The 23,747-nt window shown below is 63.4% G+C and carries 25 protein-coding genes; 16 read left to right on the top strand and 9 right to left on the bottom strand.

Annotation, left to right across the window (positions count from 1 at the left end):
* Positions 1 to 84: 84 nt before the first annotated feature.
* Positions 85 to 1,107, top strand: a complete 1,023-nt coding sequence (locus FJ543_RS19650; RefSeq protein ID WP_140713849.1) for an LLM class flavin-dependent oxidoreductase — start codon at positions 85 to 87, stop codon at positions 1,105 to 1,107.
* A gap of 49 nt (positions 1,108 to 1,156) precedes the next feature.
* Positions 1,157 to 1,804: a ThuA domain-containing protein gene (locus FJ543_RS19645; protein WP_140617827.1), complete on the top strand. Its 648-nt coding sequence runs from the start codon at positions 1,157 to 1,159 to the stop codon at positions 1,802 to 1,804.
* A gap of 1 nt (position 1,805) precedes the next feature.
* Here the strand turns inward: FJ543_RS19645 and FJ543_RS19640 are convergent, their stop codons facing one another.
* Both FJ543_RS19640 and FJ543_RS19635 read right to left on the bottom strand, forming a co-directional pair.
* Positions 1,806 to 2,225 (bottom strand): VOC family protein, encoded by a 420-nt coding sequence (locus FJ543_RS19640; protein ID WP_140876567.1) that lies wholly within the window; start codon positions 2,223 to 2,225, stop codon positions 1,806 to 1,808.
* Between the two features lie 58 nt (positions 2,226 to 2,283).
* Positions 2,284 to 4,311, bottom strand: coding sequence for an amidase (locus FJ543_RS19635; RefSeq protein ID WP_140876565.1), 2,028 nt, complete (start codon positions 4,309 to 4,311; stop codon positions 2,284 to 2,286).
* A 158-nt stretch (positions 4,312 to 4,469) separates the two neighbouring features.
* Between FJ543_RS19635 and FJ543_RS19630 the strand changes: the two genes are divergently transcribed.
* Together FJ543_RS19630 and FJ543_RS19625 are read left to right on the top strand one after the other, a co-directional pair.
* A complete protein-coding gene (locus FJ543_RS19630) occupies positions 4,470 to 4,703 on the top strand; it encodes a hypothetical protein (protein ID WP_181166341.1) in 234 nt (77 codons plus the stop codon).
* 74 nt (positions 4,704 to 4,777) lie between these two features.
* The gene (locus tag FJ543_RS19625; protein ID WP_140876563.1) at positions 4,778 to 4,978 is read left to right on the top strand and encodes a hypothetical protein; all 201 of its coding nucleotides are present in this window, start codon (positions 4,778 to 4,780) and stop codon (positions 4,976 to 4,978) included.
* A 41-nt stretch (positions 4,979 to 5,019) separates the two neighbouring features.
* Here the strand turns inward: FJ543_RS19625 and FJ543_RS19620 are convergent, their stop codons facing one another.
* Positions 5,020 to 6,246 carry an alpha-D-ribose 1-methylphosphonate 5-triphosphate diphosphatase gene (locus FJ543_RS19620; RefSeq protein ID WP_140876837.1) on the bottom strand — a complete coding sequence of 409 codons (1,227 nt, stop codon included), beginning with the start codon at positions 6,244 to 6,246 and terminating at the stop codon, positions 5,020 to 5,022.
* A 169-nt stretch (positions 6,247 to 6,415) separates the two neighbouring features.
* Here FJ543_RS19620 and FJ543_RS19615 point away from each other — a divergent pair, with 169 nt between their 5' ends.
* The gene (locus tag FJ543_RS19615) at positions 6,416 to 6,703 is read left to right on the top strand and encodes a hypothetical protein (RefSeq protein WP_140876561.1); all 288 of its coding nucleotides are present in this window, start codon (positions 6,416 to 6,418) and stop codon (positions 6,701 to 6,703) included.
* A 94-nt stretch (positions 6,704 to 6,797) separates the two neighbouring features.
* On the opposite strand, the gene FJ543_RS19610 is transcribed toward FJ543_RS19615, so the two are convergent.
* Positions 6,798 to 7,460, bottom strand: coding sequence for a hypothetical protein (locus FJ543_RS19610; RefSeq protein ID WP_140876559.1), 663 nt, complete (start codon positions 7,458 to 7,460; stop codon positions 6,798 to 6,800).
* A gap of 590 nt (positions 7,461 to 8,050) precedes the next feature.
* Here FJ543_RS19610 and FJ543_RS19605 point away from each other — a divergent pair.
* On the top strand, positions 8,051 to 8,611 hold the full coding sequence (locus FJ543_RS19605; RefSeq protein ID WP_224622612.1) for a GNAT family N-acetyltransferase: 561 nt from the start codon (positions 8,051 to 8,053) through the stop codon (positions 8,609 to 8,611).
* Positions 8,612 to 8,651: 40 nt separating this feature from the next.
* On the opposite strand, the gene FJ543_RS19600 is transcribed toward FJ543_RS19605, so the two are convergent.
* On the bottom strand, positions 8,652 to 9,674 hold the full coding sequence (locus FJ543_RS19600; protein WP_140876557.1) for an aminopeptidase: 1,023 nt from the start codon (positions 9,672 to 9,674) through the stop codon (positions 8,652 to 8,654).
* Positions 9,675 to 9,918: 244 nt separating this feature from the next.
* Here FJ543_RS19600 and FJ543_RS19595 point away from each other — a divergent pair, with 244 nt between their 5' ends.
* Together FJ543_RS19595 and FJ543_RS19590 are read left to right on the top strand one after the other, a co-directional pair.
* Positions 9,919 to 10,677 (top strand): SDR family oxidoreductase, encoded by a 759-nt coding sequence (locus FJ543_RS19595; RefSeq protein WP_140876555.1) that lies wholly within the window; start codon positions 9,919 to 9,921, stop codon positions 10,675 to 10,677.
* The gene (locus FJ543_RS19590; protein WP_140876553.1) at positions 10,674 to 11,570 is read left to right on the top strand and encodes a sigma-70 family RNA polymerase sigma factor; all 897 of its coding nucleotides are present in this window, start codon (positions 10,674 to 10,676) and stop codon (positions 11,568 to 11,570) included. The genes FJ543_RS19595 and FJ543_RS19590 overlap by 4 nt, the downstream gene beginning before the upstream one ends.
* A gap of 12 nt (positions 11,571 to 11,582) precedes the next feature.
* Here the strand turns inward: FJ543_RS19590 and FJ543_RS19585 are convergent, their stop codons facing one another.
* The 3 genes from FJ543_RS19585 to FJ543_RS19575 all read right to left on the bottom strand — a co-directional run bounded on the left by FJ543_RS19585 (position 11,583) and on the right by FJ543_RS19575 (position 14,039).
* The gene (locus FJ543_RS19585; protein WP_140617838.1) at positions 11,583 to 12,203 is read right to left on the bottom strand and encodes an FMN-binding negative transcriptional regulator; all 621 of its coding nucleotides are present in this window, start codon (positions 12,201 to 12,203) and stop codon (positions 11,583 to 11,585) included.
* A gap of 133 nt (positions 12,204 to 12,336) precedes the next feature.
* Positions 12,337 to 13,485, bottom strand: coding sequence for an amidohydrolase (locus FJ543_RS19580; protein WP_140876550.1), 1,149 nt, complete (start codon positions 13,483 to 13,485; stop codon positions 12,337 to 12,339).
* A 98-nt stretch (positions 13,486 to 13,583) separates the two neighbouring features.
* A complete protein-coding gene (locus FJ543_RS19575) occupies positions 13,584 to 14,039 on the bottom strand; it encodes a hypothetical protein (RefSeq protein ID WP_140824308.1) in 456 nt (151 codons plus the stop codon).
* Between the two features lie 215 nt (positions 14,040 to 14,254).
* Between FJ543_RS19575 and FJ543_RS19570 the strand changes: the two genes are divergently transcribed.
* From FJ543_RS19570 to FJ543_RS19540, 7 genes are all read left to right on the top strand, one after another.
* The gene (locus tag FJ543_RS19570) at positions 14,255 to 15,115 is read left to right on the top strand and encodes a xanthine dehydrogenase family protein subunit M (RefSeq protein WP_140876548.1); all 861 of its coding nucleotides are present in this window, start codon (positions 14,255 to 14,257) and stop codon (positions 15,113 to 15,115) included.
* Entirely contained in the window at positions 15,115 to 15,591 is a 477-nt protein-coding gene (locus tag FJ543_RS19565) for a (2Fe-2S)-binding protein (RefSeq protein WP_015316741.1), read from the top strand. The genes FJ543_RS19570 and FJ543_RS19565 overlap by 1 nt, the downstream gene beginning before the upstream one ends.
* 1 nt (position 15,592) lies before the next feature.
* The gene (locus FJ543_RS19560; protein WP_140876546.1) at positions 15,593 to 17,857 is read left to right on the top strand and encodes a xanthine dehydrogenase family protein molybdopterin-binding subunit; all 2,265 of its coding nucleotides are present in this window, start codon (positions 15,593 to 15,595) and stop codon (positions 17,855 to 17,857) included.
* Between the two features lie 17 nt (positions 17,858 to 17,874).
* A complete protein-coding gene (locus FJ543_RS19555) occupies positions 17,875 to 18,120 on the top strand; it encodes a MoaD/ThiS family protein (protein ID WP_140509248.1) in 246 nt (81 codons plus the stop codon).
* Positions 18,121 to 18,562: 442 nt separating this feature from the next.
* Positions 18,563 to 20,317, top strand: a complete 1,755-nt coding sequence (locus FJ543_RS19550) for a reverse transcriptase family protein (protein WP_140876544.1) — start codon at positions 18,563 to 18,565, stop codon at positions 20,315 to 20,317.
* A 205-nt stretch (positions 20,318 to 20,522) separates the two neighbouring features.
* Complete coding sequence (locus FJ543_RS19545) at positions 20,523 to 21,398, top strand: nucleoside 2-deoxyribosyltransferase (RefSeq protein WP_140876542.1); 876 nt, start codon at positions 20,523 to 20,525, stop codon at positions 21,396 to 21,398.
* On the top strand, positions 21,398 to 21,931 hold the full coding sequence (locus tag FJ543_RS19540) for a hypothetical protein (RefSeq protein WP_140876540.1): 534 nt from the start codon (positions 21,398 to 21,400) through the stop codon (positions 21,929 to 21,931). The genes FJ543_RS19545 and FJ543_RS19540 overlap by 1 nt, the downstream gene beginning before the upstream one ends.
* A 204-nt stretch (positions 21,932 to 22,135) precedes the next feature.
* Here the strand turns inward: FJ543_RS19540 and FJ543_RS19535 are convergent, their stop codons facing one another.
* Positions 22,136 to 23,131, bottom strand: coding sequence for an ornithine cyclodeaminase family protein (locus tag FJ543_RS19535; protein ID WP_140876538.1), 996 nt, complete (start codon positions 23,129 to 23,131; stop codon positions 22,136 to 22,138).
* Between the two features lie 202 nt (positions 23,132 to 23,333).
* On the opposite strand from FJ543_RS19535, the gene FJ543_RS19530 reads away from it, so the two are divergent.
* The gene (locus FJ543_RS19530) at positions 23,334 to 23,747 is read left to right on the top strand and encodes a DOPA 4,5-dioxygenase family protein (RefSeq protein ID WP_140876536.1); all 414 of its coding nucleotides are present in this window, start codon (positions 23,334 to 23,336) and stop codon (positions 23,745 to 23,747) included.

Here is a 23,747-nt window from a genome sequence, read left to right as displayed (position 1 = left end):
GTTTAAGCTATTGCGGAGGGCGACGGTGTGTAACCCTGTTCTTTCGCCATTGAAGCATGTGCTGCCCGCATATACTTCAGGACCATGAAAAAAATTGGTTTCCTGTCATTCGGGCACTGGTCGCCCTCTTCGCAATCGCAGGTGCGTTCGGCATCCGACGCGCTGTTGCAATCGATCGATCTCGCCGTCGCCGCCGAGCAGCTCGGCGCGGACGGGGCCTATTTCCGCGTGCATCACTTCGCCCGCCAGCTCGCCTCGCCATTCCCGCTGCTGGCGGCCGTCGGCGCCAAGACCAGCCGCATCGAGATCGGCACGGCCGTCATCGACATGCGCTACGAGAATCCGCTCTACATGGCCGAGGATGCGGGCGCGGCCGACATCATCGCCGGCGGCCGGCTGCAACTCGGCATCAGCCGCGGCTCGCCCGAGCAGGTGATCGATGGCTGGCGCTATTTCGGCTATGTGCCGCAGGAAGGCAAAAGCGACGCCGACATGGCGCGGCATCACGCCGAGGTGTTCCTCGATACGCTGCGCGGCGAAGGCTTCGCGCAGCCCAATCCACGGCCGATGTTCCCCAACCCGCCCGGCTTGCTCAGGCTCGAGCCGCATTCGGAGGGCTTGCGCGAGCGCATCTGGTGGGGCGCGGCGACCAACGCCACCTCTGAATGGGCGGCGAAGCTCGGCATGAATTTGCAGAGCTCGACGCTGAAATTCGACGAGAGCGGCAAGCCGTTCCATGTCCAGCAGGCCGAGCAGATCCGCATCTATCGCGAAGCCTGGAAGGCGGCCGGGCATGAACGCGAACCGCGCGTCTCGGTCAGCCGCAGCATCTTCGCGCTGGTCGACGACCGCGACCGCGCCTATTTCGGGCGCGGCAATGAGAGCCGCGACCAGATCGGCTTTATCGAGGAAAATACCAGGGCGATCTTCGGCCGCAGCTACGCCGCCGAGCCGGACGTGCTGATCAAGGAGCTGGCGCAGGACGAGGCGATCGCCGAGGCCGACACGCTTTTGCTCACGGTTCCCAACCAGCTCGGCGTCGACTACAACGCCCATGTCATCGAGGCGATCCTCACCCATGTCGCGCCGGCGCTAGGCTGGCGCTGACCGGTGCGGGGAGCGGTCGTCGGTCTAATGGATCGAGGGAGGTTGCCGCATGTCCAGGAAAGCCCTGATTGCCTGGGGAGGCTGGGAAGGCCACACGCCAGAGCGCAGCGCCAACATCATCCGCGACATGCTGGAGCGTAACGGCTTCGCGGTCACGCTCGGCGAGGGGACAGCGATGTTCGCCGATCCGAACCTTGCATCATTCGATCTCATCGTGCCTGTCATCACCATGTCGACGATCGAAAAGGCAGAGCTGAACAACCTGACGCAGGCGGTTCGCCTAGGGAGCGGGCTCGGCGGCTTTCACGGCACGATGGGCGACAGTTTTCGCGCGGAGCCCGACTACCAGTTCATGACCGGCGGCCAGTGGGTCGCGCATCCCGGCAACATCATCGACTACCATGTCGTCATCACCCGGCCGGACGATCCGGTCACGACAGGCGTCAGCGATTTCGCCTACCGGTCGGAGCAATATTACATGCATGTCGACCCGGGCAACGAGGTGCTGGCGACCACCACCTTTACCGACGCGCATTTTCCCGGAATTGGCGGCGTCGTCATGCCGGTCGTCTGGAAGCGCCGCTATGGCGCGGGCAAGGTTTTTTACAGTTCCCTTGGCCATACGGCGGACGAGTTCGCGGTGCCGGAAATGGCGCTAATCACGGAGCGCGGTTTGCTGTGGGCCGCGCGCGACTAGCCTACCAGTCCGCGACGCGGTCGCCGCCGGTGAATTGCGCGCTTTTGCCGGTGTATTCAAACAGTTCGATCTTCACCCCGTTGGGATCGCGCAGCCAGGCCTGGTACGTGTCGTCGCAGGCGCGTTTCTTGGCGGTGACGTCAATGCCCATGGACGCGATGTGGGCGATCGCGGCGTCGATGTCTTCGACTTCCAGGCAGAAATGGTTGATCTGGTCCGTCTCGCTGAACCGCGCGCCCTCTTTCTGGAAAACCTCGACATGGCTGCGGCCACCGCAATTGAGGTAGAAGCCGAAAACCGTGCCATCGCGCAGGAAATTGAACTGTATGTCCATGGCAAGGACATTTTCGTAGAAGCGCCGTGTTTCTTCCAGGTCGTTGGCGAAAATGCAGACATGGGCGAGTTGCTTGACTTTGATCATGGCTGGGTTCCGTGGCTTGGCCCGTTGTGCATGGTAAGGCGGCTCGTACGGCGCATCATCACTCGATTCCGCCGGTGACCACATAGGCGCCGGCGCTGCGTCCATCCTGTAGCCGCACCACCGCCGTGACGATCGAACCGTATGAGCCGCGCCAGACGCTGTGAAAGCGCCGATGCTCGACGGCAGGGACGAGCGCCCGCCCGCTGAGCCGCGTGCCGGCTTGGTGCATGTCAATCGCCTGGCCGTTGACATGCACGTTGAGGCTGGCGTGCTCCGCTTCGCTTGCCTCGACAGCCAGGTCGATTGTGACCGTGATCTCGTCGTGATCACCGGACGCGCGCGTTTCAGCTGTTAGCGCGATTTCCACTATCGGCGCCTTGCCATTGCCGGCTTGAGTACGCTGGCGCGAAAAGACATCATCAGGCAATTCAGGCGTGCGCGGCGGCTGGGTGCGGCGCTGCGTGGAACGTTCGAAGTCGCCGGCCATGCAAAGCAGCCTTTCATCGTCATAGGCCTTGCCTGCGAAGGTCAGGCCGACCGGCATGCCGATGTCGGCCATTGTGCCCATCGGCACGGTGACGGTCGGGATGCCGAAATGGCGCCAGACCAGATTGCCGTTGGCGACCCAGGTGCCGTTGCGCCAGGCCAGATCGGCTGACGCCTCGTTGACGTCGGCGTCGGCCGGGCCGACATCGGCGGCGGCCGGCAGGACCACGGCATCGAGGCCTTGTGCGTCCAGCCAGTCCTCGAAGTCGATGCGTCTTGTTGCTTCGAGTCCCTTGATGCCATCTGCGATCGTGGGAATGTGGGCCAAGGGCGCGACGCCGAGCTTTGCCCGCTCGACATACTCGGCCAGATCGAAGCCGCCTTCATAGCGGTCGGGCAGCGTGCCCGGTGGCTGCGGGAAGATTTTTGGGCCGTCGACCGAGGCGAGATCGGGCAGAGCAGGGTCGGCGTTGGCCCGCAGGAAATCGTCCCAGCCCCAGATGCAGAGATCCCAGATTTCGCGGTCGGCGAAGTCCCCGGGCACCAGCCCACGCTCGACCATGGTCCGCGCGCCTGGGCGGTCGCGCTCATAGTTGGAGACGAGGGGAAAGTCGACCTCGACCACTTCGGCGCCGAGCCGCCGCAGATCCGCGGCCGCCTGTTCCCAGAGATCAAGTACCGAGGCGCGGGTTTCGATCGGGCGATCTATTTCTGCGTCGCGGCCGATATACATTCTGGGTACGCCGAGCCGCTTGCCCTTCAGCGAACCCGCAAGCGTCAGGTCGGTATAACGTGGTGGCCGCATCCCGGAGCTTTTCGGCAGCGCCACCCAAGGCTGGGCGCGCCAGAAATCGCCTCGCGTTTCCGGATCGTCGGCGACGATGACGTCAAGCAGTTCCAGCATGTCGGGCACGCTGCGGGTGTGCGGCACCACGACATCCATGGTCGGCACCAAGGGCCAGTTGCCGCGCACCGAAATGACGCCGCGCGAGGGCGTGTAGGCGACCAGCGCGTTGTTGGTGGCCGGCGCACGGCCGGACGACCACGTCTCTTCGCCGAGCCCGAAGGCGCAGAAGCTGGCCGCCGTCGCGGTGCCCGAGCCGTTGGAGGAGCCCGACGCGAACGCGGCGGTCAGATAGTCGCCATTGTAGGGGCTTTCAGCGCGGCCATAGACGCCGCGCTGCATGCCGCCATTGGCCATGGGCGGCATGTTGGTGAGGCCGATCAGCACCGCGCCGCCGGCGCGCAGCCGGGCGATGGTGAAGGCGTCCTCATTGGCGACGAGATGCTCGAAGGCGGGCGAGCCGGCAGCCACCGTCAGGCCTTTGACCTTGTAGCTGTCCTTGGCGGTGTAGGGGATGCCGTCGAGCGGGCCAAGCGTCTTTCCTTGCCGGCGCCGCTCGTCGGAAGCGGCGGCATCCTCGAACATTTCAGGGTTGAGCACCGGCACGGCGTTCAGCGCGATGCCGTGCCGGTCGAAATACGCGATCCGCCTGACATAGGCCGCGACCAGTTCGACGCTGGTGATGGCGCCGTTGTCGAGCGCTTGGCGCAATTGGTCGATCGACGCTTCGACGAGGTGAAGGCTGGTCTCGGTCATCATTGGCCCCAGTGTCTGTACGCCATGGATGAGCGAGGCCGCCGGCTTCGGCAAGAGCCAATTGGAACTCTTTCGCGCCTCCCCGAAAAAATCGTTTTTTTAGGCAACCTCCGATGGACGCGTGCGTTACTGCGTTCCGGGGAAGGTTGAGGTTTGCATTGGACCGTTTCGAGATTTTGAATGAGCCGACAGGCACGTATTCCATTTTCGACAGATACACCGAATTGCCGGTGACGGTGCAAGGCAGGATTTTGATCGGGCTCTGCCGGCACGAAGTGCCGCTTGCCCTGCTCCGCGCCATGGAAGACGACGACGCGGGATGCCGTCGCTCTCCCCGTTGGGCGGCTGTCGATCATACGAACATCAACGAGACGACTTGCAAGGGTGAATGAATGCTCGCATAAGTTGCGGCAAGGCATACAGCATGAAGAAAATGGTGCCGTTATCGTAGCATGAAAGGGGAATCATGCCTGACCAGATTGCGCTTGTCCGCGCGGCCATCGCGCGGCTGCTTTCGGAAAAAACCGGGGCTCCCGTGATTTCGATGAGGGAGAGTATCGCTGAACTGCCGGCGGTATCGGGTGCGCCGCTGACCACCGAAAGCCTGCAGGATCTGCTGCTGGAAATGGCGGAGGTGCGCGGGATGATGGTGGTGCTCGATCTTTAGCAACTACTGGTGAAGCGCCACGCGCTTTTCCCAGAGAACCGCTAGTCCTGGGATTGCCCTCGGTCGGCTGGCAGCGGCCGGTCGCGGCCTCCCTCGATCGCCCTGTTCCGCGCCGGTTCAAGCGTACCGTCGCCGTAGATCATGCGGCCGGCGCGGAAGGTGGCTCGCACACGTGGCACCGGCTGGCGGTCGGCCACGACGAGATCGGCCAGGAGCCCAGCTTCGATGGCGCCGCGATCGGTGAGCCCGAGTGCGGCGGCCGGGTTGGCGCTCGTCAGCGCCGCCGCCTTCGCCAGGCCACCGTCGCTCAGTTTCGCCAGGCCGAGGACGGCCGGCAGGATCGAGGCCGGGTGATAGTCGCTGGCCAGCATGTCGAGCAACCCGGCCTCATAGGCCTGGCGAGCGGAAAGATTGCCGGAATAGGATTCTCCGCGCAGCGCATTGGGCGCGCCCATGGCCGTATACATGCCCAGCCGGCGGGCTTCCCGCGCCGCCTCCAGCGTCACCGGGAATTCGCTGAGCACGGTTCCCAGGCCGTGGACGAATTCCACCTTTTCCGGCGTGTCGTCATCGTGCGAGGCGAGCACGATGCCGCGGGCGCGGGCAAACGCCGACAGGCCCTGCAGCGTGCCGAGCACACCGCCATGCCCGTTCCGATCGGCCATGCGCTTGCCGACGACCTCGGATACGTCGGCAATGGACATGCCGCGCTCCTTGGCCAGGCGGGCGATATACAGTTCGACGTCGCGGTATTGTCCCTGGCCGGGCGTGTGATCCATCAGCGAAATCAAATGCAGCTTGCCGGCATCCATCAATCTTTCCAGCACGCCGACAGCCGCGCCGAACGTCACCTCGAAGCGGGCATGGATGCGGTGATCGACCAGAAGGTGGTCTTTCAGCCCGGCGATGGTCTCGATGATGGACGATGTGTGTTCTTCCGAGCGCAGCAAGGCGGCTGTGGCGCTGTTGCCGATGAAGGAGAGCGCGGCATAGGCGGTGGTCACGCCGCAGGAGGCCAGCCGCTTGTCGAGCTCGGCGATGCCGACTTCCATCGGCACGTGGACCCCGCTGCGCGGCTCCACTTCCCGTTCCACCATGTCGCCGTGCATGTCGATGAAACCAGGCAGCAGCAGGCGGCCGCCGCCGACGAAGTCGGCATTCTCGACAGGCCGGTCGCGGATCTCGGCGATCAGGCCGTCTTCGATCCTGGCCGCGCCATTGGCAATGACACGGTCGCGCAGCACAATCTCGAATTCGCTCAACCACAGATCGTGTTTCTTCGGCTGATCCCGATGGGGTGCGGCCCTGTCCGTCCGTTCAAGCATGGTCGTCTCCGAAAACAGCATTCCCGATCGCCCTCCGGCCGGGCGGTTTCAAGGCGTGTCGTGTGGATGGTTCATTCCCCAGGATCGGATAAGCTCAGTTGGTGACAGATGGATGAACCGGAACGACAGCGCGGCCGCGAAACAGGCGGTTAGGGACGAGTTCACCCACAATAGGATCCGGAAGCACATTAAGGCTGCGGCCGCGACCGTCGGCAGCCAGTTCGAACGCCTTTACGAAATGCTCATCGACTTCGGGGCGCACCCGAATGAGCGGGGGTTCTCCATCAATTCCGCTATCCGCAGGGACGGCGAGAACGTCCACTTTGCCACGATTTACCTACAGGCCGATGGGATGCCTCCCGACATGGGGCTGAAGATGGTCGGGCAGGTGGGACTATGAAGCTTGCATATCATGCAGCTGATCTACGCGGAGCGTTTCGAGTTACAGGTCATACGTGGGAGACCTCGAGGAAATTCGCACGCTTTTCTGACGCTCATCCTTCGACGATGATCTTGATCGCCGAAGGGTCGACCCCGAACGTCATGGCCAGGCGCCGCTTCGCCTCGGCGATCGTCAGCGGAACCTCGTCCGCGTTCCCGGACCCTTCAGCCTCGTCGGCGTCGGTTTCTTCGGCGTCCCACTGGCCGGCCTCGATGCTGGAGAGGGGGATGCGCCCCACGGCAGGGTTGTCCAGCCCGATCCCGGCTCCGACGAGCGTCACCGGGCTCTTGGCCTCGAGATCGTACATCGACAGCCAGATGCCGCGGCCGACAGGCATCTTGTAACCGGCCGCCTTCCGGGCAGCGTAGGCGCGGTCGAAACGCCCCCTCATTTCGTCACCTTCGACGAAGTGGACTTGCGCGAAGCGCGGTGAATCCTTCTCATCGACCGAGACGGCGACGACCACGTCGGTGCCTTCGAGCGTGCCCCATGCCGTGTCGGACTTGTTCCGCGGGAAGGCGACCCACGTATTCTGCGTCGTCCGGATCGAAGCGACCTTGCTCTCTCCGTCCTTGGTGATGCGCCGGACGCTGGACTTGCCTGTTCCCTTGATGCGGCTGACTTCCCAGCCCTCTTTCTCCAGCGTCATCAGGGCCGCCTTGAACAGCTTGTCGCGGTTGATCACCTTGTCTGGAGTTGAAAACACGTTGGTCATTTGGGTATTCCTCTCTGGTTAGGTTAGCCCTCTCTCTAGAAGCTAGCGACAGTGGTGTCAATGTTGTGCGTAAAAGGCTTCAGAGAGAAGCTGAGAGAGAAGCTGAGAGAGAAGCAGACGGGCAAAGAGCCTCTAGCCCGCAAACGCGCTGCGAACACCTTCTCGGTCCCTCCGGTAGGTGTTTCTCGGCCACTGCCCAAGACTCGGCGACGAATCCATGATCGGCTCGTGATCTGTGCGGTTCTCGTGGATGCGCGGCTATGGCAATGGAGACCAACTACAAGCGGCCGCACTCGTCGAGGCCGGAGCTTCGTCGCCGTCCGCCACTTCGCTCCACCCCGCGGCGCTCTCATAATTCGGCACAGAAATGCCCCAGCCCGCCCTAGGGTGGGCTGGCTACATCACCAAATCTCACGCCACTCGTTGACCGGCGGAGCCGGATCGTCCCGGAGTGATTGAAGAAGTGCTGGATGTGATTGAAGCGCACGGCGCTGAGGCTGAACGCGGTTGGGCGCACCTTGGGGTTCCGGCCTGGCGGTCAGCCGCCGCGGCCTTCCGCGCCGTTGCATTGGCGCTACCCCGGGGCGAAAATGCTCTCCATGAAAGCAGTTCCCAGGCTCACCGCACCAAGGCTCGTGCTTCGGGCGCCGGGCGAGCGGGATATCCCGGCTTGGTTCGCGCGCGCGAGCGATGTCGGATCCGCCTCCCTTGCCGGCGATCTCGTTGCCGACGACATCGGCGCGGGCGAGCGATGGCTCGCCCTTGCGCGTCAGCGGTTCGCCGACGGCCGGGCGATCAAATGGTCGATAGACCAGCCAGGCGTGGCGGACGCGATCGGGACGATAACCCTGTCCTTTGGCGCGGACGACGCCAGGTCGGCCGCATTGGGATTTGTGGTGGGGCGTGCGCATTGGGGGCAGGGGCTGGGCTCCGAGGCGGCCCGCGAGGTCATTCGCTACGCCTTCGAGACCCTGGCGCTCGCACAGGTGACGGCCGAGGCGGCGGCGCGCAATGTCGCGTCGCTGCGGATACTGGCGAAGCTCGGCTTCAAACATGTCGACAGCTTCATCGATGAGTCCGACGGCGAGCAATGCGAGCGTTTCGTGCTCGCCGCGCACATAGGACCGTTGGTCCTGGCGAACCAGGCTTAGAGCTATCGGAGCACGCCAAAGGCCGCCGTGTTTGCTCAGGTCAATCGCAGCTGGTCGCCGCCTTGAGCGCTTCGGCACGGGCCGGTTCGCGCAGGTCAGCGATCCGTCGAACGGAAGCGTAGAATCTCGGATAGTCGCTGGAGCACAGCTCGAACAGGCGAATAAACGCAGGAACCTGTTCGCCATAGACAGACGTCGCGGCGAGCTTTGCGTTGTTGATCGGCGCATTGAACCAGGCGTCGTATCCCCGGTATCCGGCCCAGCTTCCGTCGCGCATTTGCCGGTAGCGCGTCCGCAACCTGTCGAGCGTGGCTGCCTTGGCCGCCGCCATCCCGTCGGGGGGCCGGGAGCTTTCATAGACCTGCCGCAACTCGTCGCGGGTTTTCGACACCAGTGCGAGAAAATCGGCGCTGCGCTTGCGATCGGCCTCGTAGCGGCGCAATCCGGCGCGATCGCCGGCGGCGCGGAGCCATTTTCTCGTGCCGGTGGTTTCGACGGCGACCGCGAAAGCCTCATTGAATGCGGAATCGCCGTTCACATAGAGGCGCTGATGCGCCAGTTCATGAAAGACAAGGCTCGCCAGATAGGTGTCGTCCTGACGCAGCATGGTCGAGAGCAGCGGGTCGCTGGACCAGCCCAGCGTGGAATAGGCGGTGATGCCGGTGACATAGACGTCCAGCCCCTGTCGATGAAGTGCCACGGCGCTTTCGGTCGCGGATTTCCGATCGAAGTATCCCCGGTAGGGAACGCAGCCGAAAACCGGAAAGCACCATGTCTTGGGCGTGAGCGAGAATTGCGGGGCGGCAAAAACGGCCCAGGTCACGGCATCCCGGTGGATGTCGACATAGCTGCGATAGCTGCTGTTGTCGGGCAGTGCCAGCTCATCCGTCGCGAACCGCCTTATGGCGCTCGCCGACGTCAGCTTGGCGCGTAATGCCTCCGGCGTCGAAGGGGCCTGGATCAGTTTTCCAACGTCTTGGCGCGCGGCCATGATCCGGACATGGCCCTCCAGCGATTGCGCGTAGTAGGAAACGCTGGTGCAGCCGCTCAGCGCGGACGCCATGACGGCCGCCGCAAACAATCGAAAAACGCGCTTCACTTCTTTCCCACCGCTTCGTCACCTGCCCATGGAGCACATGTTGCGCCCCAATGTCCAAACCGGCGCACCAATTTTCGTCAAGATTGATAGCGAGCAGCGGCGCGGACCGTCGACCTGATTTCTGGCTGACGACAAATCTCCCCCACCGCTGACTCTTTTCCAGATCCTCAAACGTCTCAGCTACAGTGAAACACTGGAGCAGGGTCAAATGAGCCTCAGGGATAAGAAAATCGTGGTCACCGGCGGCAGCCGTGGGCTTGGCCTCGGATTGGTCGAAGCGCTGGTCGAGCAAGGCGCCGGCGTGACCGTGGTCGCCCGGGGCGCCGAGGCGCTGCAGGCGGTCGGTGCGCGGCTTGGGGTCGCCACCATCGCCGCAGATGTCACGGACGAGGACGCCGCCTATCGCATTCTTGGCGAGGTCCGCCCTGACATACTGGTGCTCAACGCCGGTGCCACGCCCCGCATGGGGCGGCTGGACCAGTTGAAGTGGGAGGACTTCTCCATCGCATGGGAAACCGATGTCAAGGCCGGGCTCTACTGGCTGCAGGCGGCGCTGAACCTGCCGCTCGGGCCGGGCAGCCGGGTGCTGGTCGGGTCGAGCGGTGCGGCCGTCACCGGGTCGCAGATGTCGGGCGGTTATGGCGGCGCCAAGCGGATGCTCTGGTTCATGGCCAAATATGCCAATGGCGTGGCGCAGGAGAAAGGCCTCGGCATCCGCTTCCAGGCGATCGTGCCGCGGCAGATGATCCTCGACACCGGCATCGGCGATGCGGCGGCGAGCGCCTATGCCGGCTCAATGGGCATCACGCCGGAACAATTCGTCACCCGCTTCGGCGCGCCGATGCCGCCCCGGGCGTTCGGCGACAGGGTGGTCTCGCTGCTGGAAGACCCGCAATATGGCGAGGGCGTCGTCTTTGGCCTCAGCGGCGACGCGGGAGTGACGATCATGGAGGGCGCGGGTCCTTGAACGACGGAAAGCCAGCGGGGGAGCGCAACCGGCAGGAAGGGCTGCTTGCCCTTGCCACTGCCTTGCGGCCGGAGCTGCACCGCTATTGTTCGCGCCTGATGGGCTCGGTCATCGACGGCGAGGATGTCGTGCAGGACACGTTCGCGCGCGCCGTCGTTGCCCTGGAGGAGTTGTGTGAGGTGCCTCGGCTCAGGCCTTGGCTGTTCCGGATCGCCCACAACCGCGCGCTTGACCTGTTGCGCAGTCGCGCGATCCGCGCCGCGGAGCCGATCGAGGCGGCGCTCGAGATAGCCGACGAAGCCGACCCGGTGGAGGTGCTGATGCGCAGGCAAGCCGTGCAAACCGCCGTGTCGCGCTTCGCCGAGCTTCCGGTGACGCAACGCAGCGTGGTCATCCTCAGGGATGTGCTCGACGAGCCGCTGGCCGACATCGCGGCCCTGCTCGGCATCACGGTCGATGCGGTGAAGGCGCATCTGGCGCGCGGCCGCGCCCGGCTTCGGCGGATCAACGCCGAGGCCAATCCGCTCCCCGATGCGCGCATCGCATCGGCGGCCATCCTGCGCTACGTCAATCTGTTCAACCGACGCGACTGGGACGGCTTGCGCGCGCTGCTGGCCGACGATGTGAGGCTCCATCAGTCCACGCACAAACCGCGCGCGGGGGCCGCCGACGTCGGCATGTTCTTCACCATCTACGCCAGGAGCGACGGCTTGTGGCTCAGGCCGGCATGGGTCGAGGGCCGCGAGGTGATCGCGGTGTTCGAAGACCGGGCCGACGCGAAACCCAGTCATTTCATGTGGCTGGAATGGCGCGACGGCCGGATCAGCTTCATTCGCGACTACCGTTATGTCCGGTACGTTCTCGACGACGCGGACCTGGTGCTGGCAAGGTGAGGCGCCGTGCCTTCACGAGATGAGGGCGGAGACCTCGCGGTCGGATGGACGCTCGCTCGCGGCCAGCCCGGAGGCCACGCCGGCGCGGTCGGCGGCGTTGCGGTTCTGGCTCATCTTGCGCTTGCCTTCGAGCCTGACGACCGGCATGCGCAGGCCGACAATGCCGCGAAGCTGCGACTGGATGAAGTCGGGCGGCGCGTCCGACACGGCCCAGGGCGCGGCGCGCGCGCCCTCATGCAGGTTGGTCAGCCGGGTGACGACTTCCAGCAGCCTGTCCGCATCCTCGAAGAACTCGACCGGCCCGTAGGCATGAACCGCGGCGTAGTTCCAGGTCGGCACGACCTTGCCGGTTTCCTGCTTGGTGGCGTACCAGGCCGGCGTCACATAGGCGTCCGGGCCCATGAAGATGGCGAGCCCGTCGCCGATCGCGGGAACGCGCCACTGCGGGTTGGCCTTGGCCAGATGGCCATGGATGACGCCGTGCTCGCCCTCGGTTTCATCGAGAAAAAGCGGCAGGGGGGTGGCGAGCGGCCCGTCCGCCGTGGCGGTGACGAGATTGGCCAGCCGCGCGGCGCGGATCGTCGCGATCAGGCTATCCTTGTCGTCGTCGCGGAAGGCGGGCGGCGTGTACATTTTCGAACTCCTCGCATTGCCCTCACAGATGCCACACAATCCGGCCCGTTGGAAATATCCAGTTCGAGGCATCCAGGTGGCCAGTCGATCGGGGACGGAGCTTTGCCACAGTGCTGGCCGGATGCCGCCGAGATCAGCCGAGAAGGTTGCGCGCGGTCCTCATGAAGATCTTCGAGCCGATCGGGATCAAATCGTCGGGAAAGTCGTAGTCGGGATTGTGCAGGGCAGGGTGCCGCTCGCCCGCACCGAGGAAGAACATCGCCGACTTGGCGCTGTGGCCGAACAGGCCGAAATCCTCCGAGGCGCGCATCGGCAAGGCTTCCTCGCCATGCGCGACGCTCTCTTCATCGAGGGCGCGCCGCAGGTGCTCGACAGCATCCGGCGCGTTGACGCTGGCGACGAAGATCTCATGATAGTCCCAACTGGCGGAGAGGCCGTGGCGTCCGGCAATCTCCTTGACCAGGGTTTCGGCGGCGGCGCAGAGGTCCGCCATGCGCTCGTCGCGGCGTGTGCGCAGCGTTGCCCAGACCTCGGCGTGGGCGGGCGCGATGCCGAACACGGCTTCCCCCATCCGCGCATGGGTGACGGTGACCATGGAGAAATCATCGTCGGCGAAAGTCGCGCGGCCGAGCGCGGGCAGGGCCGGCATCAGCTCCGAGATCGCCGGCATGGGCGAGGTTCCGGTCTCGGGCATGGAGGAATGCGCGGTCTTGCCCTCCAGCACGATGCGCATGCCGCGCGAGGCGCAATTGACCACGCCGGGCTTGAGCCTGACCTCGCCGAACGGCACGCCGGGCAGATTGTGCAGCGAGAAGGCGAAATCCGGCGCGATCTCGCCAAAGCGCGGATCGGCGACGACGCCGGCCGCACCATTGCCGGTTTCCTCGGCCGGCTGGAACATCAGCACGACGCGGCCGCTGGCGGGCCGTTCGCGGCCGAACTGGCGGCCAAGGGCGGCCAGGATGGCGGTGTGCCCGTCATGGCCGCACATATGCGACTTGCCCGGAATTTGCGATGCATGCGGCACGCCGGAAAGTTCCTCGATCGGCAGCGCGTCGAGTTCGGACCGAAACAGGACGGTTGGTCCGTTTTTGCCGCTGTCGTAGATGGCCGCGACGCCGTGGCCGCCGAGGCCGGTCAGCACCTTGTCCGGCCCGGTGTCGGCGAGGAAGGAGACGACCTCTTTCGCCGTCTTCTCCTCTTCGTTCGAGATTTCCGGCTGCCGGTGCAGCTTGCGCCGCCATTCGGTCAGTTCGACAATGTCGCGATTGGTCAGGGTCATGGTCTTTCGCCTCCACTGCGGTCCTGTGCTAGCGATAAACGGCCTTGCCTACCACGGTCCAAGTTCCGGGCTTTGGCGGGCCAGGCCTCGCGATCGGTCTACTTCACGCGGTTGGGGCAGAGCGCCTTGAACTGGTCCAGCGTATAATCGTAGCCCGAGGCGCCGGAGCCATCCAGCACCACCTTTTCGTCGACGGCGGTGATCCGGTAATCCGTCGTCACATCCGTGCCCTTGTTGCGGCCCTGGAACAGCATGGCGGCGCCATAGAAAGTGGTGAATTCGCCGGTCTTGCAGTTGGCGGTGATTTCGAAATGCAGGGGCGCCTTCATTTCCGCATCAATGCACTCCTCGGTGAAATCATGGCCGTATTCGCGGCAGTAGAGGCGGGCCTTGCGCCTGTCGTGCCTGGCCAGGATGCTGGCGTGCGTGGAGCCGATGCCCGACTTTTTGACGATGGTAAGCTCCATTCCAACCCGGGCGCCGTAATAGAGCGTCGCGGCGCCAGCCGGCGCGGCCAGCATCACGGCGCAAAGCACAGCCAACAGACGTCGCATGGAAATTCCTCCCTTGGCCGGGAAGGATTGACGCACGAGGCGGGGCGGTCAAGCCCCAATTGGCCCCACTGGCTGACGCTTCGCGGCCATGTTCCAGGTCGAGTGGACCGCATTTTGCCGCACCTGGCCCAATCGCCTCGGCTCGGGAAACGGATGGTCATTATGAGACGATTGTTTATAACGGTCGCTGAAAATCGCGATACCAAGGGGAGACGATGCGCTACATACGTCCGCTTTCAATCGAAGACGCCGTCGGCCAATTGGCCGGATCGGCCGGCCCGGCCGCCATCCTTGCCGGTGGCAGTGACCTCCTGGTGAGGATGAAGGGCGGCTTTGTCGAACCCGAACTGATCATCGACATCAAGTCGATCGCCGGCTTGCGCGACATCAGGGAAACCGCCGACGGTTTCAGCATCGGCGCCGCCGTGCCTTGCGCCGTGCTGGGCGAGAACGCCGCGCTGAAGAAGGCTTGGCCTGGCGTGGTCGAGGCGGCCAAGCTGATCGGCTCGAAGCAGGTGCAGGGACGCTGCACCATTGTCGGCAATCTGTGCAACGCCTCGCCGGCGGCCGACAGCGTTCCGGCGCTGGTGGCTGCGGGCGCCAGGGCCGTGGTCGTCGGCCCGTCGGGCAAGCGCACCATTGCGGTCGAGACGGTGCCGACCGCGCCGGGCCGGACCTCGCTCGCCAAGGGCGAGATCATCGAGGCGATCCTGCTCGGCAAGCCCGCGCCGCGTTCGGCCGATGCCTATCTCAGGTTCATTCCGCGCACGGAGATGGACATCGCCGTGGTCAGCGCCGGCGTGAACCTGACGCTCGACGGTGCTGGCGTCGTGACGGCTGCCCGTGTGGCGATCGGCGCCGCCGCGCCGACCGTGCTTTTGGTGGAAGAAGCGGCCGAGGCCTTGATCGGCCGCAAGCTCGACGAAGCGGCGCTGGAGCGGCTGGCCAAGGTCTGCGCCGGGGCGTGCCGGCCGATCGACGACAAAAGAGGCACAATCGAATTCAGGCGCAAGGTTGCGGGCGTGCTGGCCAGGCGGGCCGCAATGACCGCCTATGCACGTGCAGGAGGCAAATGATGGCTGGCGTAGCGGTTTCAACGACGATCAATGGCGACAATGTCGAATATCTCTGCCAGCCCGACGAGACGCTGCTCGACGTGCTGCGTGACCGGCTCGGACTGACCGGCGCCAAGGAAGGCTGCGGCACGGGCGACTGCGGCGCCTGCAGCGTCATCGTCGACGACCGGCTGGTGTGTTCGTGCCTGGTGCTGGGCGCGGAAGCGGAAGGCCGCCGCATCGAGACCGTCGAGGGCATGGCGCATGGCGACCGGCTGCACCCGCTGCAGCAGAAATTCCTGGAGCATGCGGCGCTGCAATGCGGCATCTGCACGCCAGGTTTCCTGATCGCGGCCAAGGATCTCCTGGCCAAGAACCCCGACCCGACCGAGGAGGAAATCCGCTTCGGCCTGGCCGGCAATCTCTGCCGCTGCACCGGCTATGACAAGATCGTGCGCGCCGTCCAGGACGCGGCCATCGTTATGAAGGGAGCCTGAGATGAATTTCGATCCGCGTTTTTCGGGGCGTAAATTCGCATCCGTCGGCACGCGCCCGATCCGTCCCGACGGTGTCGACAAGGTGACCGGCCGCGCCCGCTATGGCGCCGACTTCAACATGGCCGGCCAGCTGGTCGGCCGCGTGCTGCGCAGCCCGCACGCGCATGCCAAGATCCGCAAGATCGACACTTCCAAGGCGGAAGCGCTTGCGGGCGTCAAGGCGGTGATCACCGCCGCCGACCTGCCCGACCTCACCGACGGCGATGCCGCCATGTACGACATCCTCGACAATTGCATGGCGCGCACCAAGGCGCTCTATGACGGCCATGCGGTGGCCGCCGTCGCCGCGATCGACGCCCGCACCGCCAGGCAGGCGCTGAAGCTGATCGAGGTCGACTACGAGGTGCTGCCGCATGTCACCGATGTCGACGAGGCGATGGCGCACCACGCGCCGCTGATCAACGACACGATCTTCACCGAAGGGCTGGAGGAAAAACCGGTCAAGGCTTCCAACGTCACCAAGCGCTCGCAGTTCGGCCATGGCGACGTCCATCAGGGTTTCGGGCAGGCCGACTTCATCGTCGAGCGCTCGTTCAAGACCGAGCAGACGCACCAAGGCTATATCGAGCCGCATGCCTGCGTGGCCAATGTCAGCTCCGACGGCACCGCTGATCTCTGGGTCTGCACGCAGGGCCATTTCGTCTATCGCCAGCACTGCGCCCAGCTGCTTGGCATGGAAGCCTCGAAGCTGCGCGTCACCTCGTCCGAGATCGGCGGCGGCTTCGGCGGCAAGACCCATGTCTGGGCCGAGCCGGTGGCGCTCGCTCTGTCGCGCAAGGCCGGCCGCCCGGTGAAGCTGGTGATGACCCGCGACGAGGTGTTCCGCGCCTCGGGCCCGACCAGCGCCACCTCGATCGACGTCAAGATCGGCGCCCGCAAGGACGGCACCATTACCGCCGCCGAAGCGACGCTGCGCTACAGCGCCGGCCCCTATGCCGGCTCCTGGGCCGAGATCGGCGCCATGACGGCGTTCGCCTGCTATCGTCTCGATAACGTCAAGACGGTGGGCTACGAAGTGCTGGTCAACCGGCCGAAGACCGCCGCCTACCGCGCGCCGTCGGCGCCGATGGCGGCCTTCGCGGTGGAAAGCGCCGTCGACGAGCTCGCCAAGGAGCTCGGCATGGATCCGGTCGAGTTCCGCATCAGGAACGCCGCGCAGGAAGGCACGCGCTCCTCCTACGGCCCCGTCTACGGCCCGATCGGCATCGGCCCGACGCTGGAAGCGGTGAAGAGCCATGCGCACATGAAGGCGCCGCTGAAGGAGAACCAGGGCAGGGGCATGGCCTGCGGCTTCTGGTTCAATTTCGGCGGCCAGACCTGCGTGGACTTGAACATCGGCATGGACGGCTCGGTGTCGCTGGCCGTCGGCACCGTCGATGTCGGCGGTTCCCGCGCCTCGCTGTCGCTGGTCGCGGCGGAGGAGCTCGGCATCGACTATTCCCAGCTCAAGGCGGTGGTCGCCGACACCTCGTCCCTCGGTTACAACGACATGACCGACGGCAGCCGCGGCACCTTCTCGTCCTCGATGGCGACCATCTCGGCCGCACGCAACGCGATAAAAATCCTGCGCGAGCGCGCCGCGCAAATGTGGGACATCTCCGTCGATGACGTGATCTGGGAACAGGGCCACGCGGTCGCCAAGGGCGAGAAGCACGGCAATCTCGGCAAGCTGTCGCTGAAGGAGATCGCGGCCAAATCGGGCACCACGGGCGGGCCGATCGCCGGCCATAGCGAACTCGTCGCCGACGGCGCCGGCGTCTCCTTCGCCACCCATATATGCGATGTCGAGGTCGACCCCGAGACGGGTTCGACCAGGGTGATCCGCTACACGGTGGTGCAGGATGCCGGCAAGGCGGTGCACCCGACCTATGTCGAGGGCCAGTACCAGGGCGGTGCCGCGCAAGGCATCGGCTGGGCGCTCAACGAGGAGTATATTTACGGCAAGGACGGAAGGCTGCAGAACGCCGGCTTCCTCGACTACCGCATCCCGGTCTGCTCCGACCTGCCGATGATCGACACGCAGATCCTGGAAATCCCCAACCCCAACCACCCCTATGGCGTGCGCGGCGTCGGCGAAACCTCGATCGTGCCGCCGCTGGCGGCAATCGCCAACGCGGTGTCGAACGCGGCCGGCGTGCGCATGACCCACATCCCGATGTCGCCGCCGCGGATTCTCGCGGCGATCGAGGCGGAACGGGAAGGCTAAGCCATGATGAGGGTCTGATGGTCGAAGTCACGCTCTGGGGCGCGCTGGCCACGACCGCCGGAGGCAAGAGCAAGGTCGAGGTCGAGGCCAAGGACATCAGGGAGCTGTTCAGAAAACTGGCTGAACAGTATCCCGGCCTGGAGCCATGGATCGACCGTGGGATCGCGGTCGCGATCGACGGGACGATCTATCGGGATACGTGGAGCAAGGAGCTGCCGCCGGGGGCGGAGATATTTTTGCTGCCGAGGTTGGCTGGGGGGTGAGGGGGATGTGAGGTGTAAGTGTCAGCTTTGCGCCCTATTTCAGCCGTCGTAGGCAACTTTGGCTCTTCCTGAAAGCAGACCTTGCCGCCACCATGACGGAAGTCGTGGCTGCACGAATTCCTGAGGTTGGCCTCCACGTGGAAAGCGGACAATTGAATCGTCGACGAACGGCTCCTCGACTCCGACGCTGGGTGAGCAACAACGACGTGCCACTGACGGCGGCAGGCGGGCTGCGGCACCGTCCTGCAACGAGATCGGAGGCGGGCTACCTAACCCACGATGTCGAGCACGTCTTCGCGTATACAATTGCTCTAAGCGAGGAACGTGATATTACTGCAACGGGGCGGTGTGACTTCATGGTTTGAGGCGCGAGTCGCGTCTGCTGTCTACAGAACCACTTGCTTTTCCTGTGTTATGCCGCCCCGCTTCACGGTTCTCTCCAATGACATCTCTTTATGATTTCAGCCGCATTACGACACGTGAGGCACTAACGGCGGTGCTTGGCATAGACGAGACAATGCTAGATCTCGTCTTAACGTTTCAACCTCCAATCGATTCGCCAACGGCCAAGAACAGCCCTGAGGCGATCAAGACGATTACCATCCCAGTGTTCTTGCGCCATCGCGTTCCAAAAAAGAATAGAAACCGTGGATTTCGGACAGTTTGGGAACCCATCCTCCTCAAGAGCAGCTACAAGGGTCTTGCGAGAAAGCTCGACGCTTTTTTTCGTCATCACCTTGTGGGCTACCCACATGAGAGCGCTTTCGGCTATCGACCTGGTCGAAACATTCGGGAGAACGCGCAGGTCCATGCAGGAAGCGCCCGGATTTTGTCTCTCGACCTCGCCGACTTCTTTCCAAACATTTCCAAAGGGCACATCAAAAAGCTTTTCCTTGCAATGGGAGTGAATGCGACCGTTTCCGATTTGCTCAGCCGGTTCGTGACGATTGAGGGAGCATTGGCGCTTGGCCTTCCGACCAGTCCGGTTCTGTCGAACGCAATTGCTCTGCCGATTGATCTTGACCTTGGTATTCTTGCGGATCAATCGAACGCACGGTACTCCCGATACGCTGACGACATCACATTTTCGGGGAACGGTGAGCTACCGACCCTTGAACGCATCGAAGATTGTCTACGCCAGCATGGGTTCCAGATAGCAGAAGGGAAAACTCGTTGGTCAAAGCGCGGGCAGTCTCATTATGTAACGGGTCTCAGCGTCAGCGATCCTGCCCAGCCCCATGTCCCGCGCGATCGAAAGCAGGCGCTTCGGCAGCAGCTTTACTACATGGAAAAATTCGGAATTGATGATCACTTCCGACGGATCGGAACAAACGATTCTGATGTGATCCAACAAGCCCTCAACAGTATTGACGGCATGGTGAAGTTCGTGGCTCACCACGAACCGTGTATCGCGGCACCGCTAAAGATGCAATGGAATGAGATCTTGCGTGTGAACGGTAAGAAGCCGAGCTTCAAGCCGAAGAAACAAAATCGCGAGCCATTTTATATCTTTGTTGACGAAGCAGAATTCAAACGGGCTGGAACAACGGTGCTAGCGCTAGCTATGTCCGTTAGCCAACACGAGGAGCGGATCGTCCAAGAGACGCGCGAGGTGCTTGAGGCCGAAATGCAAGATTTTTGGGCCGCCGGGAATATAGACGCTCTTCGGAAGAGGGGACTGCACTTTGCCGATGCCACGGAAGACCTTCGCCATAGTTATGTGAAACGCCTGGCTTCGATGCCGTTCGAAGGCTACGTCGCGTTCCATCCTTGCGCCGATCCGCGCAACTACGAGGACACCTATTTGCGGTTGCTGGGGGCGATGATCTCACGCCGCTTGATCGCGGCCGAAAGCCAGTTCGTTTGCCTTTACTTCGAGGAAAACAGTAAAGTTTCGCAGGAGGCCGTGAGAAGTTTGGTTCAATGTGCACATGATCAGCTCAAGCGTGCGAACAACCGTCACCCGAAATTGTGTGTTGTAAAATTTGTCTCAAAACCGAATTTTGGTATCAGCGTGCCCGATTTCCTGCTCGGCGTACTTGGCAAATATCTTCATTCCAAACCGGCGGCTGCGGGTGGGCCTGAACCGCGAGACCGCTTGATGTTTGATCGCTTACGGGACAAATACCGACTTATCCTTGATCTTTCGACTTGGACCGAATATTCGCGGCGTCAACCAATCGAACCCTGGCAATAGTACATGCGTATATAGGGTTTGGCCGGAGGCCCACTTCGGATCGAATGATGGCCACCCACTCTCTCATATTCCGACCCTGCCAACTGCCAGTCTGCTTCTGGCCCCAAAGATGTAGCTCTGGCACTGAGCGCGAGTCGCGCGCGACGGGGCAGCATTTGACCCGGGACGCGTAAGAGCCTGAATAGAGGCATCGGAGAGTACACGAATGTTCACGGAACCTACGCGACAATATCACCGCTGCTACATTTCGGCGCCGTTCGGAATTGACCTTGGTGCCCTTACGTTGCTGCTTGGCGAGCGAGCTATTGCCTGGAATTGGGCGGCAACGGACGCGCCCGGAGATTTGCGTCCTGCGACCGGAATCGAGCGCTGCGATTTCTTGATCGCCATCTTCGACGGAAGCCGGAGTGACTATCGAGTGATGTACGAGGTCGGCATTGCGGAGGGCCTGCGAAAGCCGGTTCTCGCGCTTGCGACTAACAAGCGGGTCAACTCCGCAGTTCAGTCGTTGTTTCTTGTCGCGGAAGTTGGACTTAGGGAAAGAGGTACGCTCGGTTTTCAGCTTGACGCTTTCCTGGCGACGCCACACGAGGACATTTTTGAGCGGGGTCACTTAAATCCACCAAACCAAAGCAGTGTGCTGCCGAAATCCGAGTTTCCGGCCAGCTTGTCTGAGCCTCACAGCACTCTCGAAAAGCGAGTCTTCGATGTCGTCCTGTTGGCAGGGGGAAGTGCCATAGTGGAGCCTGCCAATCAGGCCGCCAAGCTGCGGCCGGATTTGCTGATTTGGCTGGCCGCTCAGGAACCTCAGCTTCTTGACCCAGCCGTGATTGAGGTAAAGCGCGAGACCTCGCCGTCTCTGGCACGCAAAGTCGAAGATCAGCTACTTCAGTTCATGAGTGCGAGCGGAATAAAGTCCGGTTTCTTGCTCACTGAGCGGGAACCGCCGCCCTCATTTAGATTCAAGTCGCCAAATGTATTTTGGCTTTCAGTCGACCATTTCGTTGCGCTCACAACCGATGGCCGTCTGGGGTGGTATGTGCGCGATCTTCGTAACCGCGCTGCGCACGGACTTATGTGATGGTCGCTATCCCACAACAACAGATCGTCGCGCAGCTCGCCGCAGGGGATCAGGGGAACACGGACCAGAAGGGCGACGCACTTGAGGAAGTGGTGCGCGCGACGCTTTGCCTCTTCAGTGGCGTAACACTCATCTACAAGAACGCCGAAGATGCTGCAGGATCTTGCGAGATTGACCTGCTACTTTCCAACAACGGTCATCCGGATGGACTGCCGTTTCTCCCGCCCTATCTCGTCATCGAGTGCAAGAATTGGGAAGCCTCAGTGAACACGGCGACGTGCCGTGCCTTTACTTCAAAGCTCAGGGTTTTCGGAATGAAGTTTGGCCTGCTTGTCGCGGCCAACGGGATTACGGGCGATCCTGCCGCCAAAACCGCCGCCCACGCGCATCTGAGAGAAGAATTCCTTCTTGGTGGTCTTATTGTCCTTGTCGTAACGCGTAATGAACTTGAGGCCCTTACCTCAACAGACGAATTGCTTGTCCTTTTGAAGACAAAATTCGGTCGGTTCGTGATGGGCATGGGAGGACTCTAAGCCCTTAAGGGGCAAAACGTCTGATACCTACTCTTCCAGACCTCGCCGCTGCGGTGATGAAGTGAGGCACTATCTGGGATTTTCGATGCGAAAGCCGAACAATGGCAGCTTTCCGGATTTCGGATTTCAACTGCAAATGACAGACATGGGTCGGTTGCCAATGCGCTGAGCTCGCTCGGATGGCGGACCGAGGGCTAGCGGCCCCTATCTAGCCACACGCGGGACGCTCTCCCGCACCGCCCTACGCTCCAAGCACCCCGCCGCCCGCGCCCTTCGATACACCAACCCAGCCACCGCCAGATCCCCCACGGCCAGCCCTCGAAAAACAAACGCCGTCGTCTCGCCTGCGCTCTCCCGCCCCGCAAAGTCCCCGCAGACCAGCCCGGTCAAATCCCCGGCAACCATCGCCAGGTCGACCATCGGCTTGGCCATGGTTCTCTCCTGCTCCAGATCGTCGACGATGATGCGGTCGAAGCGGGGCATGGTCTCTCGCAGCCAGGGCAGGGCCTGGTCGGTCATCACGGCGAAGCTTCCCGGCTTCAGCCAGTTGGCGTCGAGGAAGGGTTCGGGTTTGGGCACCAGAGTCACCGTCGTCACCACCATGTCGGCGCCTTCGACCGCGGCCTTTGCGGTGTCGCAGGGGATTGCTTCCAGACCCCGCGATTGCGCCATTTGGCACAGCGCGTCGCGGTTGGCGGTGCCGCGGCCGAAGGCGCGGATTTCGCGCAAGGGGAAGAGGTCGGCGAAGGCTTCGAGGTGGCCGCGCGCTTGCACCCCGCAGCCGATGAAGGCCAGGGATGACGCATCGCCGCGCGCCATGCGCCTGGCGGCGACGGCGCTCAAGGCAGCCGTGCGTTTCTCGGTCACCCAATTGCCGTCGACAAGGGCAAGCGGCAGGCCGGTCTCGGCATCGAGCAGCGTGATCAGCGAATTGAGCGTCGGCAGTCCGCGCTCGGCATTGCGCGGATTGACGACCAGCGATTTCGTCGCCAGCACGGGCGGCGTGGAGGCGACGCCCAGCGTCGCCATGATGTAGCGGTCGTCGCCCGGCAGCACGACCGCCTTCGGCGCGCACCAGACCTCGCCGCGCCGCTGGCCGACGATCTGGCGTTCGATCTCGTCGACCATGTCGACTGTCGAGATCGACAGGCGGTCGAGCAGCCGGGATGACAGATAGGGCAAGGTTTCGGCGGCGTTCATCTTGTCACTTTCCAACGGGACGGTCAGACTACACGATGTGGGCGGGGCCGAAAGCCTCGCGGCGCCGGCGGCGTGACGGCATGCGCGGGAGCCGGGAACCGCGTCCAGCCGGTGCCGGTCGTCCCGGGGGCCGAGCGGCAGTCGGTGACCTTGCTTAAGACCGCGCTCTCGGGCTGAATGGCGGGAGGAGGAGGGCATCGAGATGAGCCAAGACAGTCCACGGCCACTTGCCGAGATCGCCAGCTATCACGCGCATGTCTATTTCGACGGCCACGCCGAGCGGCAGCATGCCGAATGGCTGCGGCTGCGCATCGCGGAACGGTTCCGCGTGCGCCTGGGCAATTGGCACGACAGACAGGTCGGGCCGCATGACAAGGCCATGTACCAGATCTCCTTCGCGACCGGGATCTTCGGCGCGCTGGTTCCGTGGCTGATGCTGAACCATGGCGGCCTGAGCATCCTCGTCCACCCGAACACGAGCAATCCCAGGCGCGACCATCTGGTCGATCCCATCTGGATCGGCCGGCCGCTGGCGGTGCATGGCGACGTGCTTCCGGACGACCATGAGGCGGAAGAGGCGCTGGAACCCAATACCGAGCCGTCCCTGCCGGCGTAG

The sequence above is a fragment of the Mesorhizobium sp. B2-5-7 genome, from assembly GCF_006440875.1.
GTDB lineage: Bacteria > Pseudomonadota > Alphaproteobacteria > Rhizobiales > Rhizobiaceae > Mesorhizobium > Mesorhizobium australicum.
This window is presented reverse-complemented; position numbering and strand designations above follow the sequence as displayed.